At 65.3% G+C, this 13542-nt stretch carries 13 protein-coding genes and 5 pseudogenes; 13 read left to right on the forward strand and 5 right to left on the reverse strand.

Translation table 11 applies throughout. The features are described 5' to 3' along the window. Positions 1-24: 24 nt before the first annotated feature. Positions 25-474, reverse strand: coding sequence for a hypothetical protein (locus tag QJR12_RS03775; protein WP_300576389.1), 450 nt, complete (start codon positions 472-474; stop codon positions 25-27). Between the two features lie 461 nt (positions 475-935). Here QJR12_RS03775 and QJR12_RS03780 point away from each other — a divergent pair, with 461 nt between their 5' ends. Continuing rightward, positions 936-1163, forward strand: a complete 228-nt coding sequence (locus tag QJR12_RS03780; protein WP_300576391.1) for a DUF3024 domain-containing protein — start codon at positions 936-938, stop codon at positions 1161-1163. Here the strand turns inward: QJR12_RS03780 and QJR12_RS03785 are convergent. From QJR12_RS03785 to QJR12_RS17700, 4 genes and pseudogenes are all read right to left on the reverse strand, one after another. Continuing rightward, positions 1142-1351 carry an IS30 family transposase gene (locus QJR12_RS03785; protein ID WP_300576393.1) on the reverse strand — a complete coding sequence of 70 codons (210 nt, stop codon included), beginning with the start codon at positions 1349-1351 and terminating at the stop codon, positions 1142-1144. The genes QJR12_RS03780 and QJR12_RS03785 overlap by 22 nt on opposite strands. Before the next feature lie 37 nt (positions 1352-1388). Next, positions 1389-1772 (reverse strand): annotated as a pseudogene (locus QJR12_RS17695) (IS30 family transposase); the annotation flags it as partial. Positions 1773-1859: 87 nt separating this feature from the next. Beyond that, positions 1860-2021: pseudogene (locus QJR12_RS03795) on the reverse strand (helix-turn-helix domain-containing protein); the annotation flags it as partial. Continuing rightward, a complete protein-coding gene (locus QJR12_RS17700; RefSeq protein ID WP_366526283.1) occupies positions 2018-2143 on the reverse strand; it encodes a helix-turn-helix domain-containing protein in 126 nt (41 codons plus the stop codon). The gene QJR12_RS17700 and the pseudogene QJR12_RS03795, both read right to left, overlap by 4 nt. A gap of 336 nt (positions 2144-2479) precedes the next feature. Here QJR12_RS17700 and QJR12_RS03800 point away from each other — a divergent pair, with 336 nt between their 5' ends. The 12 genes and pseudogenes from QJR12_RS03800 to QJR12_RS03850 all read left to right on the forward strand — a co-directional run bounded on the left by QJR12_RS03800 (position 2480) and on the right by QJR12_RS03850 (position 13496). Next, positions 2480-2791: a WXG100 family type VII secretion target gene (locus QJR12_RS03800; RefSeq protein ID WP_300576399.1), complete on the forward strand. Its 312-nt coding sequence runs from the start codon at positions 2480-2482 to the stop codon at positions 2789-2791. Then, positions 2784-3074, forward strand: a complete 291-nt coding sequence (locus QJR12_RS03805) for a WXG100 family type VII secretion target (RefSeq protein ID WP_300576401.1) — start codon at positions 2784-2786, stop codon at positions 3072-3074. The genes QJR12_RS03800 and QJR12_RS03805 overlap by 8 nt, the downstream gene beginning before the upstream one ends. 4 nt (positions 3075-3078) lie before the next feature. Then, on the forward strand, positions 3079-5469 hold the full coding sequence (locus tag QJR12_RS03810; RefSeq protein ID WP_300576404.1) for a hypothetical protein: 2391 nt from the start codon (positions 3079-3081) through the stop codon (positions 5467-5469). Positions 5470-5904: 435 nt separating this feature from the next. Further along, on the forward strand, positions 5905-7677 hold the full coding sequence (locus QJR12_RS03815; RefSeq protein WP_300575500.1) for an IS1634 family transposase: 1773 nt from the start codon (positions 5905-5907) through the stop codon (positions 7675-7677). Positions 7678-7937: 260 nt separating this feature from the next. Continuing rightward, positions 7938-9247, forward strand: a pseudogene (locus tag QJR12_RS03820) (ISL3 family transposase). Between the two features lie 73 nt (positions 9248-9320). Next, positions 9321-9593: a hypothetical protein gene (locus tag QJR12_RS03825; protein WP_300576406.1), complete on the forward strand. Its 273-nt coding sequence runs from the start codon at positions 9321-9323 to the stop codon at positions 9591-9593. Between the two features lie 80 nt (positions 9594-9673). Next, positions 9674-9853, forward strand: coding sequence for a hypothetical protein (locus QJR12_RS17705; RefSeq protein ID WP_366526285.1), 180 nt, complete (start codon positions 9674-9676; stop codon positions 9851-9853). 248 nt (positions 9854-10101) lie between these two features. Continuing rightward, positions 10102-10215: pseudogene (locus QJR12_RS03830) on the forward strand (sigma 54 modulation/S30EA ribosomal C-terminal domain-containing protein); the annotation flags it as partial. A gap of 1 nt (position 10216) precedes the next feature. Beyond that, a pseudogene (locus QJR12_RS03835) lies at positions 10217-10399 on the forward strand (WXG100 family type VII secretion target); the annotation flags it as partial. Between the two features lie 4 nt (positions 10400-10403). Next, positions 10404-12536 (forward strand): hypothetical protein, encoded by a 2133-nt coding sequence (locus QJR12_RS03840; protein ID WP_300576408.1) that lies wholly within the window; start codon positions 10404-10406, stop codon positions 12534-12536. 238 nt (positions 12537-12774) lie between these two features. Continuing rightward, on the forward strand, positions 12775-13008 hold the full coding sequence (locus tag QJR12_RS03845; protein WP_300576410.1) for a glycohydrolase toxin TNT-related protein: 234 nt from the start codon (positions 12775-12777) through the stop codon (positions 13006-13008). Then, the gene (locus QJR12_RS03850) at positions 13005-13496 is read left to right on the forward strand and encodes an Imm61 family immunity protein (RefSeq protein ID WP_300576413.1); all 492 of its coding nucleotides are present in this window, start codon (positions 13005-13007) and stop codon (positions 13494-13496) included. Before QJR12_RS03845 ends, QJR12_RS03850 begins: the two co-directional genes overlap by 4 nt. Positions 13497-13542 lie beyond the last annotated feature (46 nt).

The raw sequence follows: 13542 nt of genomic DNA on the forward strand, positions 1-13542 counted from the left end.
ACGACCATTTTCCTGGAGGTAAGTTCACTTGCACAGCCTTTCGATCACCAAAGTCGTCTCGTCGCCCACGCGCAACGACGATTCGATTTCGGAATTCATACGGCCGTTCAGATAATCAATCGTGTAGTTTTGGAATAAAGTTGCTAGCTTCCGAACTGCCGCTGCGAGATCCGGCGGGGTCGCCGGCTCCTCGGATAGCGTGGTTATAAGGTATTCGCTCCCTGCAAGGAGTGCTTGTCTTGCGGCGGTCGCAACGAGGAGTTGCGCGACCGGGTCGTTCCCTAAATCACGGGCCATATTCAGGCCGACTGCGCTGTGCACTTGCTGATAGGACGCACATACGCCCGCCTTGGCGTCGCTGACTTGCTGGTCGGTGAAGGTAGGCCCAGGCGAGGCGGGGAGAGGCTTGTTGTCTGGCAGCGGCCGAAACCACGCGCCGATCGCGATGGCGCCGATTACCGCCAGCGCAGTCACGAGCAGGATGCGTGTCAGCCACTGTGATGGTGGCCGCCTCGGCGCTGGTGGCATTGCCGGTGGCCACGGCGGAGACGCTATCGGTGGCCCCGGAGACGGCGGGGGAGGTAACTGCGACATGGGCTTGATCGTATTGCTCTCTGGCAATCACGGTAGTCATCCTTCGGGCACGGCCCGCACCGGTCGGCGCCAGTAACGCCAGGCGGATTCCAGTGAACGTCGCAACGGGATGGTTGCAACCCTAGTGAAGTGGAGGGTTTGCCGGAGATGGATGTGGCGCGGGTGCGGCGGTGGTGTCGGGACAGGGTGCCTGCCCAGGTCGGCGACGCGGTCCGCGTTGAGGTGGATGTTGTTGAGCGTCATCGGATGATCGTGGAGTGCCGCCCGCCCTGGCGGGCGTATAGGGGCGCGAGTGGACCAGGTTCACGATCGCTCGGCTGCGCTACACGAAGACTACCGGCATGTGGTCGTCGTCCTGGTGTGATCGCAAGCTGCGCTTCCACGCCTATGATTTGGTGTCGCCCACTGCCGGTGTCGAGGAGTTATTGGCTGAGGTGGATCGTGATCCCACCGGGTCGGTCGGTCGGGCCCAACCGAGAGTTTTGCGGGGCCGGTCGTTGATTTCGTCGCGACGCGTTGCAGTTCCTGGGGTGAGATGTGGTCCAGGTCAATGCCCTTTGGGAAAATAGTCGCGCAGCAAGCCGTTCGTGTTCTCGTTGGAACCCCGCTGCCAGGGCGAGTGCGCGTCACAGAAGAACACCCGTGTGCCGATGTGGGCGGTGATCTGTTGATGCAGCGCAAGCTCCTTGCCTTGATCCCAGGTCAGCGTCCGGCGAAGATGGGCGGTAAAAAGCGCCCAGTGCGTCGATGACGCCATCGCGCATCGCCTCCGCGGTCGGTCGGCTCGTGGGCACGTGGACAAGCATGACAAAGCGGGTGACGCGTTCGACGAGAGTGCCGATCGCCGACCGGTTTCCAGCACCCATGAGGCAATCCCCCTCCCAATGCCCGACCTGCACCCGGGCCTCGACCTCGACCGGTCGATCAGCGATCATCGTCATAGCGGTGAGCCGGCCACGGCGTTTCAGGCCCTGGACCCGGCGTCGGCGCCGCCGGCGCCGCCGTTTGGCCGGACGGGTTAACGCGGTCTTGGGATCATAGATCGCCTGGTAGATCGACTCGGTACACAGACGGCGCTCGGGCTGGTCAGGAAACCGCACCGGCAGTTCATGGGCAACCCGTTCGGGGGCTCCACCGCTTGCCCAACAGCTCGGCCACCACAGCGCAGCGCTGCTCATCACGCGCTAGGCGGCGGGTCCGCGGCCGGGATTGCCGCTCGACGCTGAGCCGCTCCCCGTGGCGGGCAGGGAGCGGCCCTGATCGTTGGCGTTGCGGCGCAGCTCCCGCGAGACCGTCGAGGCCGCCCTGCCCAGCTCCTCGGCGATGGTCCGCACACCGACACCGCCGCGGTGCACGTCGGCGATCGTTGTCCTCTCGGTCAGCGACACATATCGAGGATGGCGCGGCTTGGGTGCTGCACGGCTCAGCGGATTGTGCGCTCGTAGCGCCAGCGTGTCCCGGTCCTGCGGTTGATTCCCACGATCCGGCACGCTTGGCGGTTGCTGACCCCTTGCGCAATCAGCCGACCGAACCACTGCTGCTTCTCCACGTCGCCGTGTCGGGTCTTTCGCTGCGCTTCTACGACAACCTCCCCATAGCCTCGGTGTCGCGACGTTGACTGGAATCTGCCCCTCTAGCTGATCTTTCCGCTGGCGGACGAGGCGAGCACGATATCGCTGCTGCGTGACACCATGGCCGGCGGCGGGGTGGCGGCCAACCCGTCGACGGTGTATGTGGCCGCCCCCCGGGGGTGGCGCAGTTGTCGACTTCGGCGCCGGAAAACGAGCAGGGCTGGTCGATCGTGGAGGGGTTGGCGACACCCGGGGCGCTGCCGGTGTTGGCGGGCTGAGTTGTGGCCGCCCAGGTGCGTGGTTAGGTTTGTCGGGTGGCTTCCGATGAGACGCTGCGGGTGGATCCGGCGGCGATGACGGTTGTCGCGCAGGCGCTTTGTGGTGGCGCCGAGGCGCTGCGGGCCAGGCTGGCTGAGCTGGATGGGCAGGTCGGCCAGATGCTGGGCGGTTGGCAGGGGGTGTCGGGGCGCGCGTATGCCTCGGCGTGGGAGCTGTGGCATCGCGGGGCCGGTGAGGTGATGCTGGGGTTGTCGATTTTGGCCGAGGCGGTCGGTGGCGCCGGGGTGGAGTTTCAAGACAACGAGTCGATCTCGGCGCAGCGGTTGGGGGGTGTGGCCGATGGCTGAGGCGTTTCGGGTGGATCCGGCGGCGTTGGCCGAGGCGGTGGAGCGGATGGGTGAGTTTCAGCGTTATGCCGAAAGCATGCTGGGTGAGATCGATTCGTTGGTGACCACTCTGCATGCCACGTGGTCGGGGCAGGCGGCGGCGGCTCATGTGCTGGCGCATCGGCATTGGGCTGGTGGTGAGCAGATGATGCGCGTGGCGCTGGCGCGGCTGCAGGAAGCGGGTGGCACCGCGCACACCAACTTCACCGGGGTGATGGCACAGAATCTGAGCATGTGGTCATGAGCTGATGGCGCCGCTGGCGGTGGATCCTGCTGCCTTGGATGGCGCGGGGGCCGCGGTGGTGGCGGTCGGCGAGGGTTTGGTGGCGGCGGTGGGGGCGCTGACCGGGGGTTTTGGGGCGAACACGGGTCAGGATGCCGCCGGTGAGGTGTTCGGGCTGCAGTATCAGGATGCGGCCGAGTCGGTGTTGACGGCGGCGGCCGCTGCGGTCAATGCGTGCCGGGGCACCGGGTTCAAGGTCCAGGTGTCGGCGTCTAATTACTCGCGGGCGGAGGCGGCGTCGACGCTGGGTGGGGGTGCGCAGGTGTTGGTGACGCCGACGGCCCCGGGTGAGTTCGCGGCCCCCGGGGCGCCGTGGACCCTGGGTCCCGGGGTGCCGCCCCCGCCGCTGTGGGCGCTGGTGCAGGCGTTTGTCGGGGATGTGTGGCCGGATGGCAACCCGGCGCAGATGCACGCCGCCGCGGCCTGCTGGCGCACGTTTGCTGGCGCGCTTCATGGCGTGAAAGACGCGCTGGCCGGCCCGAATTCGGTGGTGGGCGCGCAGCGGATCCCCGAGGGTGAGCTGATTGGGCGGGCGTTAGCGACGCTGGGCACCGACATCGCCGGCATCGGCGCACAGTGCGACAGGCTGGCTAAGGGCCTGGATGATTTCGCGCAAGACGTGGCCCGCACCCAGGACGCGATCCGGGATCTGCTGCACCGGTTGGGGTCAGTGTCGGGCCTTGTTCACGAGCTGGTGGAGGTTGTCACGGGTCACGGCCTTGAGGAGGTCAAAAAGATCGCCGAGGACATTAAGGCGGTGCTGGGTAACCTGATGCGCCAAGCCCAGGCCCGCCAGCAGCTGCTGCGCGAGGGCATGCAGGTGCTTGACGGGCTGGTGCGGGGGTTACAGATCTATGTGCGCGCCGAGATCACCCATTTTGTGGGTGAGGAGGTCGGCAACCCGCTGGCGACGGTGTTTGATACCTACACCAATGTGGGTGAGGGGGTGCTTAAGGGCGCTGCGGGGATGGGGGAAAGCCTCCAGCAGCTTGACCCGGCCCGGTTCGCCTACGACCCCAAGGGTGCGGCGGCCGCCTGGGAGGGCCTGGCCAAAGGTGTCGCCGAGACCCTGGCGGTGGGGGATCCCGCTTTTGCTCCCCTGCTCGATGCACTGGATCCGCAGGCGCGCACCACCTTGGCCAGGGGACTGCTGCATGCCGAGGAGTGGCGCGCTGACCGGCCCGGTTTGGGGGCCGGGGAAAACCTGTTTGACATCGCGATGCTGGGGATCCCCGGGCTCGGGGAAGCCGGTGCCGCCGGTGAAGCCGCCGAGGCGGCCGATGCCGCCGGCACCGTCGGCCGCGGCGGGCGCGCCCTGGGCGAGGCGGGTGACCTGGGTCGGGTCAGCGGCGCCTGGGGTGATATCGGCAAGACCTCCGACGCTTTAACAAGAGATCTTCAAAACGTCGGCGGCAATCTACCCAAGAGCGACCCACCGGCCGGAGGTCGCCCGACGGGCCTGCCGCCGCCGGGGCCCGGTGAGCCGCCCGTCAGGCCGGGCCCACCCGTGGAGTCAGCGCCCACACCCAAAGCTGAGCCGGGGCAGCCGGAGACCCCGGTCGGCCCGCGCGAATCCGTCGATCCTGGTGCTAATCTGTCTTCACCCGGCGCGCGGGATCCCGCGTCTGTTCCGCCGGGGGGCCAGCCACCCCTACCGGCTGCACCAGGCGAACCCTTGCCGTCAAGCGGTATCCACCCCTCTGAACCGGCGCCCGCGCCGGCCCACACACCTCCGGGGCCGCACGCCCCTGGCTCTCCACCCGCGGGGAGCCGTTCACCCGAGCCACCTACCCCGGCCGACGAGCCGCCGCATGGACCCAATTCGCATCCGCCCGGCGACGGGTCACCGACCCAGCACGGAAGTCCTCACGGGGACGATGGCGCCAGCAACGAGACGACTAATCTTGAAAGTAGCTTCGTCGGCCCTTATCAATTGCCGGCTCCCGAACTTGTTACCCCACCTCCAGATGGCGCATTTTTCTGGTCTGGAAGAACTGCCGAGGGACTTGGAATTGGGCCCGAGTCAGCCGGTGGTAACGGCGCAGCGGATCTGTATGCGGCGTCGCATGAGGGAACCACACTGGAACGGTTGCTGGAACAAAACGGTATAATACCACCCGAGTTCAGTTTTGATGACCCCGTAGCACAAGAATGGTGGTCTAGGGTTTCTGGGATGTATGCTGAAAATGTGCGGGGTGAGATTCATGCAGTTATAGGATCGAATCTGCGTCCAGGCAGCGTGTGGGAAACGGTTGAACTTCCACGACTCATTGATAACCCAAATGTGACTAAGATAGTGATCATCGACCCAGAGACCGGTTCTGAAACCACTATCTTTGAGCGCGGAAAGTATTGAACTGATGGATGCGGATGCAATTAACGCGGCTGTTGTAGCTGCAATCAAAGGGTCGCGGATTCCACGCATTGACAAGGAAAAGATCTTAGAAATATTCGGAACGGCGCAAGGTGAAGTACTCGCCGCGAAGGTTTCAGAACTAGTACGGGAGGCTGTCAGTATGCCCATAGAATGGGGAAACATGACATTAGAGCAAGGTGTGAATGACATTCTGCAACGGTTTCACGAGAGGCACCCAGAGCTGTCTCGAGAGGCGCTACATGAAATCGGACGATGCGTTGGATGGAACCTTCGCTAACCCCAAGTTACGGCGGGTCAGTTAGGCAATTTGGGGGTTGAGCTGGGGTCTGTGCGGGTTGGTCTGCCGAAGGTGTAGCCAGTGAATATGGTGTGTTGATGCTATTGATTGACGAGTTCGCCTTGTAATATTCAGTTATGGTCAAACCTGTGCGGATGCACGTAGCCCGGACTCCGAGCAAATATGTGGACAAGGCCGGCAACGTGCACCGCTATGAGTCGGTGCTGGTGCGTCGCACCTACCGCGACGGGACGAAGGTCCGCCACGAGACCCTGGCCAACCTGTCCAAGTTGCCCGCGGAGGTGATCGCCGCGATCGAGGCGACGCTGAAGGGACAGGTGATGGTGCCTGCCCAGTCGGCCTGCACCATCACCCGCTCGCTGCCGCACGGGCATGTGGCCGCAGTGGCGGCGATGGCGCGTCGGCTGGGGTTTCCGGCGCTCCTGGGTCCGGCGTGTCGATCCCGCGATCTGGTGCTGGGGTTGGTTATTTCGCGGGTGATCCGTCCGGCGTCCAAGCTGTCAACGTTGTCGCGGTGGGCCGATACCACCTTGGGGCCCGACCTGGACGTGGCTGGCGCCTCCACCGATGAGGTGTATGCCGCGATGGACTGGCTGGCGAATCGTCAGGACGCGATCGAGAAGAAGCTGGCCGCTAAACACCTTGGGCCAGCGGCGAACCCGTCACGGATGGCGTTGTTCGATCTGACCAGCTCATGGGTGACCGGGCGGTGCTGTGAGCTGGCCGCCCATGGCTATTCCCGCGACGGCAAAAAGGGCCTGCCGCAGATCAACTACGGGGTGCTCACCGACCCGGCCGGACGCCCCGTGGCGGTGCGGGTGTTTTCCGGAGATACCGCCGACCCGGTCGCGTTCACCGACATCGTCGAGGTGCTGCGCGACACGTTCGGGTTGACCCGGCTGGTGCTGGTGGGGGATCGCGGCATGATCACCAGTGCACGCATCAGCGCACTGAGAGAGCTTAACACCGATGCGGGAACCGGTTTCGGGTGGATCACCGCCCTGCGTGCACCCCAGATCGCCACCCTGGCCGCCGACAAGGGACCGCTGCAGATGAGCCTGTTCGACACCCAAGATCTCGCCGAGATCGCCCACCCCGACTACCCCGGGGAACGGTTGATCGCCTGCCGCAACCCCGCCCTGGCCGCCGAGCGGGCCCGCAAACGCGCCGCGCTGCTAGCCGCCACCGAGGCCGACCTGGCCGCCATCGCCGAGCGGGTGGCCCGCGGCACCCTCAAGGGGGCAGGCAAGATCGGTGAAGCCGTTGGGCGGATCATCGTCAAACACAACGTGGGCAAGCATTTTCACCGCACCATCACCGACACCAGCTTCACCTACCAGCGTGACCAGGCCGGCATCGATGCCGAGGCCAGCCTCGATGGCATCTACGTGCTGCGCACCAGCGTCGACGCCGATACCCTCACCCCAGCAGCCGTGGTGGAAAGCTACAAAAACCTCGCCCACGTCGAGCGCGACTTCCGCAGCATCAAGGCCGATGATCTGGATCTGCGGCCCATCCATCACCGCCTCGATAAGCGTGTCCGCGCCCACGTGCTGATCTGCCTGCTGGCCTGCTACCTGGTCTGGCACCTGCGTAAAGCCTGGGCGTCGCTGACCTTCACCGACGAACACCCACCCGCCCGCGACAACCCCGTCGCGCCCGCACAACGCTCACCACAGGCCCAGGCCAAAGCCTCGACCCAGCACGACCCAGACGGTAACCCGCTGCGCAGCTTCCGCGGCCTGCTCGATCACCTAGCGACCCTGACCCGCAACGACATTCACTACCACGGCACCAACGCCACGGTACCCACACTGGCCGAACCCACCCCCGACCAACGCCGCGCCTTCGACCTTATCGGCACCCCCATCCCGCTGACCGCCGCGTAGCCAGAACCACGACCCCACACCACCAGCAAAAACCCACGTCAGCCACGAATCCACCCACCCAAACCGCCGCAACTTCGGGCTAACACTGCAGTCACCGAATTCGTCTGCAGTTTCGAACTGCACTGGTAACAGGATAATCGGCAAAATTGGGGCTCTTCGCGGTTGAGGGTGTAGAGGTGGTCGGCGCGTCGCTGCCGGGATAGGGGTCGAGGTCTCCCGAGGATGAGGATTCCTACGCATCTTAACTGGGAGACCTCGACGTGCCTGACGCTACCGTCGCTTGCCCCGATCTGACCATCTGCCGCCTTGATGAGCTCGGGCTGGAGGTGACCGGACAACGCCTGCAACCTGATCGGGCGGTGCTGGCGTGCCGGATCAGCGATGACGACTCGTGGTGTCGCCGCTGCGGGGAACGGGGCAGCGTGTGTGACAGCGTCACCCGTCAACTTGTGCACGAGCCATTCGGATGGCGGCCCACGACCTTGCTGGTCACCGTGCGCCGGAACCGGTGTGCCGGCTGTGCGCATGTGTGGCGCCAAGACAGCAGCAAGGCCGCCGAGCCACGGGCCAAGCTCTCCCGCCGGGGGTTGCGCTGGGCGCTTAAAGCCCTCGTCTGCCAGCACCTGAGCATGGCGCGGGTCGCCGAGGCGCTGGCGGTGTCGTGGAAGACCGCCAACAACGCGGTGCTCACCGAAGGCCAGCGGGCACTCATCGCTGATCCGGCCCGCTTCGACGGGGTGGCGGTAATCGGGGTCGACGAACACGTGTGGCGCCATACCCGTCGTGGCGACAAGTACGTCACCGTCATCATCGACCTGACCCCCGTGAGGGATAAGACCGATGCGGCCTGACTCTTGGACATAGTTGAGGGCCGCTCGAAGCGAGCTTTCCAGCAGTGGCTTGCCCAGCGTGAGCAGTCCTGGCGTGACAGCCTGGAAGTTGTCGCCATGGAGGGCTTTTCCGGGTTCAAGACCGCCACCGCCGAAGAGCTGCCCGACGCGGCGACGGTGACGGGTCGATCCCTTTCATGTGGTCCGGGTTGGCCGGCAACGCCCTCGACGAGTGCCGGCGCCGGGTCCAGCTGGGCACCTGCGGGCACCGCGGCCGCAAGACCGACCCGCTCTACGCCTGCCGGCGGACCCTGCAGACCGGGGCCGATCTGCTCACCGACAAGCAGAAAGCCCGGCTGACGGCCCTGTTCACCCTCGATGCCCACGCCGAGGTCGAAGCCACCTGCACGATGTATCAGCGCGCCGTGGCCGCCTACCGAGAACCCGACCGCAAGAAAGGCCGCGCCATGCTGGAAGCGCTGATCGCCACACTCAGCACCGGTGTCCCCAAGCCCCTACAGGAACTGATCACCCTTGGCCGCACGCTGAAGAAACGCGCCGCCGACATCCTGGCCTACTTCGACCGGCCCGGCACGTCCAACGGCCCCACCGAAGCGATCAACGGCCGCCTCGGACACCTCCGAGGATCCGCCCTGGGATTTCGCAACCTCACCAACTACATCGCCCGATCGCTACTGGAAACCGGCGGATTCAGAGCCCGACTACACAGTCATTTATGAAGAGCCACAATTGGTATGGTCGAATTCGTACCCACGTTGGATTGTGTTTCCAAGCAGGGAGATTGACGCACTTATGGATGCGACCAAGGGTGACCCCGCTGCACTGGAAAAGGCGCTCGGACTGCCCGACGGTTATTTAAAGGGCAATGTAATCCGCGTCGACATCCGCAACCTGCAGGACTATAACTTAAGAATACCATCGGGTAACGAACCGGGTGTGAACGCCAAGTGGATTCCGGGTGGGTTATTGCCTCAAGGAATGCCCGAAGCGGTCATTGACGGCTTCAAAGTTCCGCTAGAAGATCTGACAGTAGATGATCGTCCAGATGTGGGAGGGAATGAATGAAATTTGAGAAAACTTACTTTTCCAGGGAAGGACGATACTGACTTGGAAAGGAAACAGATTCAGATCGATATTACCTTGGAATCCCGATCTCGAACGCAATGGTCGATTACATCGAATTCTATTGGATTTCCGATGCACAATACCACACCTTCCTTGAAAACCCAAATTTAGCGTTCGAATTCGACGAGCCGTGTCGTCGGCGTGAACATGATGACCTTCTCGTTTACACGCCCGGAAGTGATCGTGGAACTCCCAGGTAGTACACAATCCAGGTTGTACCTAACCATATACTAAGCCGAATATGTAGACTTCTATGCGGTGATGTAGCGCAGGTCGGAGTCGGCGAAAAATGCGCACACGAGGTGGGCATGTTTTTAGGCGGCGCAGTTCATGAGAGCCGAGGAGTTCAAAACCAAGATCGTTGCCACCACCGCGGCCCCCGCAGCCTTTCCCCACCGCAGCAGCCGGACACCGCGCAAAGTGCATCCCCGACCAGAACGGTTACCACGAGCCGGGCCGCATCGTCCGCGTCAAGGAGCATCCAGCCCGGCCGATGTCGGTGGAGGACGCGCTCTACGAGATGGCGCTCTACGAGATGGAACTAGTCGGTCACGACTTTTTTGGTGACCACTCTGCATGCCACGTGGTCGGGGCAGGCGGCGGCGGCTCATGTGCTGGCGCATCGGCATTGGGCTGGTGGTGAGCAGATGATGCGCGTGGCGCTGGCGCGGCTGCAGGAAGCGGGTGGCACCGCGCACACCAACTTCACCGGGGTGATGGCACAGAATCTGAGCATGTGGTCATGAGCTGATGGCGCCGCTGGCGGTGGATCCTGCTGCCTTGGATGGCGCGGGGGCCGCGGTGGTGGCGGTCGGCGAGGGTTTGGTGGCGGCGGTGGGGGCGCTGACCGGGGGTTTTGGGGCGAACACGGGTCAGGATGCCGCCGGTGAGGTGTTCGGGCTGCAGTATCAGGATGCGGCCGAGTCGGTGTTGACGGCGGCGGCCGCTGCGGTCAATGCGTGCCGGGGCACCGGGTTCAAGGTCCAGGTGTCGGCGTCTAATTACTCGCGGGCGGAGGCGGCGTCGACGCTGGGTGGGGGTGCGCAGGTGTTGGTGACGCCGACGGCCCCGGGTGAGTTCGCGGCCCCCGGGGCGCCGTGGACCCTGGGTCCCGGGGTGCCGCCCCCGCCGCTGTGGGCGCTGGTGCAGGCGTTTGTCGGGGATGTGTGGCCGGATGGCAACCCGGCGCAGATGCACGCCGCCGCGGCCTGCTGGCGCACGTTTGCTGGCGCGCTTCATGGCGTGAAAGACGCGCTGGCCGGCCCGAATTCGGTGGTGGGCGCGCAGCGGATCCCCGAGGGTGAGCTGATTGGGCGGGCGTTAGCGACGCTGGGCACCGACATCGCCGGCATCGGCGCACAGTGCGACAGGCTGGCTAAGGGCCTGGATGATTTCGCGCAAGACGTGGCCCGCACCCAGGACGCGATCCGGGATCTGCTGCACCGGTTGGGGTCAGTGTCGGGCCTTGTTCACGAGCTGGTGGAGGTTGTCACGGGTCACGGCCTTGAGGAGGTCAAAAAGATCGCCGAGGACATTAAGGCGGTGCTGGGTAACCTGATGCGCCAAGCCCAGGCCCGCCAGCAGCTGCTGCGCGAGGGCATGCAGGTGCTTGACGGGCTGGTGCGGGGGTTACAGATCTATGTGCGCGCCGAGATCACCCATTTTGTGGGTGAGGAGGTCGGCAACCCGCTGGCGACGGTGTTTGATACCTACACCAATGTGGGTGAGGGGGTGCTTAAGGGCGCTGCGGGGATGGGGGAAAGCCTCCAGCAGCTTGACCCGGCCCGGTTCGCCTACGACCCCAAGGGTGCGGCGGCCGCCTGGGAGGGCCTGGCCAAAGGTGTCGCCGAGACCCTGGCGGTGGGGGATCCCGCTTTTGCTCCCCTGCTCGATGCACTGGATCCGCAGGCGCGCACCACCTTGGCCAGGGGACTGCTGCATGCCGAGGAGTGGCGCGCTGACCGGCCCGGTTTGGGGGCCGGGGAAAACCTGTTTGACATCGCGATGCTGGGGATCCCCGGGCTCGGGGAAGCCGGTGCCGCCGGTGAAGCCGCCGAGGCGGCCGATGCCGCCGGCACCGTCGGCCGCGGCGGGCGCGCCCTGGGCGAGGCGGGTGACCTGGGTCGGGTCAGCGGCGCCTGGGGTGATATCGGCAAGACCTCCGACGCTTTAACAAGAGATCTTCAAAACGTCGGCGGCAATCTACCCAAGAGCGACCCACCGGCCGGAGGTCGCCCGACGGGCCTGCCGCCGCCGGGGCCCGGTGAGCCGCCCGTCAGGCCGGGCCCACCCGTGGAGTCAGCGCCCACACCCAAAGCTGAGCCGGGGCAGCCGGAGACCCCGGTCGGCCCGCGCGAATCCGTCGATCCTGGTGCTAATCTGTCTTCACCCGGCGCGCGGGATCCCGCGTCTGTTCCGCCGGGGGGCCAGCCACCGCTGCCGGCGGCTTTGGGTGAGCACTTGCCGCCACCGGGCGGCCAGTTGTTTGAACCGCCGCCTGCAGGCGTGTCGGCGCCAGTCGACGGATCCGCACCGGCGCCGGTGCCGCACGTCGCCCAGCCGCCCCAACTCGCGCCGGCCCACGCACCGTCGATGCCGCACCCGCCCGGCGTGTCACCCCTGGCCGGCCACTTCGGTGAGCTCCCGACGCCCCATAGGGGGTGCCGCCCGGGCCTGGCGACGGCGGTGGGCCGCATGGGTCCCACCCCCCGGGTGGCGAGCCTCAGGACCCGGTGCATTCACATGAGCCGGCAGGCGAGGGGTGGCAGCGGTTACCGGATCAGCCCGGTGACCCGCATTACGGCGAGCCGCTGCACGAGCATTGGCGATACCCCGACAACCCGGTCGATCCGGGCCGGATCCACCCCGACACCGCGAACCTGATGACCGATCCCGACGCCCCGTTCGGCCGCGACCCCCACGGGAACCCCTACACGCAGCAGCAATACGAGGAGCGTTTCAACGAGCTGGGGCCGGAAGGCCACACTGGTATCACTACGCCAGCCCCGACGGGGCGGCGGCGGGCACCAAGGTCGCGTTCGGTGATGTCGAGCAGTTCAAGAGGTTCTACGGCGACCAGCTGGACCGCATCGGCGAGGAGGATGGTACATATTTGGCGGTGATGGCGGACGGCAAGCCCGCGTCCTGGGAGCAACGCGCCCTGCACGTCGATTCGCTAAGCCAGCCGTATCACGCCTATGTGCTGGATCATCTTCCCGAGGGCTATCGGATCGAGGTGTCGGAGGTCGAGCCGGCGGTGGGCCAGCCCGGCGGCGCGCTGCAGGTGCGGATACTCGACGAATCCGGGAAAGTGCTCCGGGTGGAGCAACTACTCAAGGAAGGTGTGCTGCGGTGACGGAGCGGATCGAGATCTCGCCTGAGCTACAGGAGTGGGCGCGGCGTGCCGGCTACACGCTGACACCGGAGTGCGACGACGGACGGGCGCTGTTCTGGAACGCCGGTGGTGAAGTGCTGTTTTACCTCGGATCCCGTGAGGACGGCTGGTTTGTTATCACGCGCTCCGACCGGCGGGGCCCGGAGTATTTCCAATTCGCGGCGCCGTCGATGTCGACCATCGTCAAATACCTGTTCGGGGAGTTCAGCGACACTATCAGGTCTAAACATGGGTTGCCGATCTTGCGGGCGCCGCAGTCTCGGGATCAGGTGGCCGCCGGATACCGCATCCAGCCCCGGGTGTTCGACGGTGTTGAGCGGCTCGCCCTGATCGGCCCCGACGGCTCGCTGCTGGCCGTCGGCAGCAGCGACGAGTTAACCGGCACGGCAGACCTGGTGGATGTGTCGCTGTATCTGGGCGCGAGCATCGACGACATCAAGGCCTCCTAATCGGTTAGTAGGGATGGGTGCTGGTCGTGTTGACCGGGGTCTGTTT

This window comes from Mycobacterium sp., from assembly GCF_029961025.1.
Classification (GTDB): Bacteria; Actinomycetota; Actinomycetes; order Mycobacteriales; family Mycobacteriaceae; genus Mycobacterium.

Coding starts and splice junctions, on each gene's coding strand:
- QJR12_RS03780 (WP_300576391.1), top strand. CDS start 936: ATGTGGTCGTCGTCCTGGTGTGATCGCAAGCTGCGCTTCCACGCCTAT.
- QJR12_RS03785 (WP_300576393.1), bottom strand. CDS start 1,351: ATGGCGTCATCGACGCACTGGGCGCTTTTTACCGCCCATCTTCGCCGG.
- QJR12_RS03805 (WP_300576401.1), top strand. CDS start 2,784: ATGGCTGAGGCGTTTCGGGTGGATCCGGCGGCGTTGGCCGAGGCGGTG.
- QJR12_RS03810 (WP_300576404.1), top strand. CDS start 3,079: ATGGCGCCGCTGGCGGTGGATCCTGCTGCCTTGGATGGCGCGGGGGCC.
- QJR12_RS03815 (WP_300575500.1), top strand. CDS start 5,905: ATGGTCAAACCTGTGCGGATGCACGTAGCCCGGACTCCGAGCAAATAT.
- QJR12_RS03825 (WP_300576406.1), top strand. CDS start 9,321: ATGGATGCGACCAAGGGTGACCCCGCTGCACTGGAAAAGGCGCTCGGA.
- QJR12_RS03840 (WP_300576408.1), top strand. CDS start 10,404: ATGGCGCCGCTGGCGGTGGATCCTGCTGCCTTGGATGGCGCGGGGGCC.
- QJR12_RS03845 (WP_300576410.1), top strand. CDS start 12,775: ATGGCGGACGGCAAGCCCGCGTCCTGGGAGCAACGCGCCCTGCACGTC.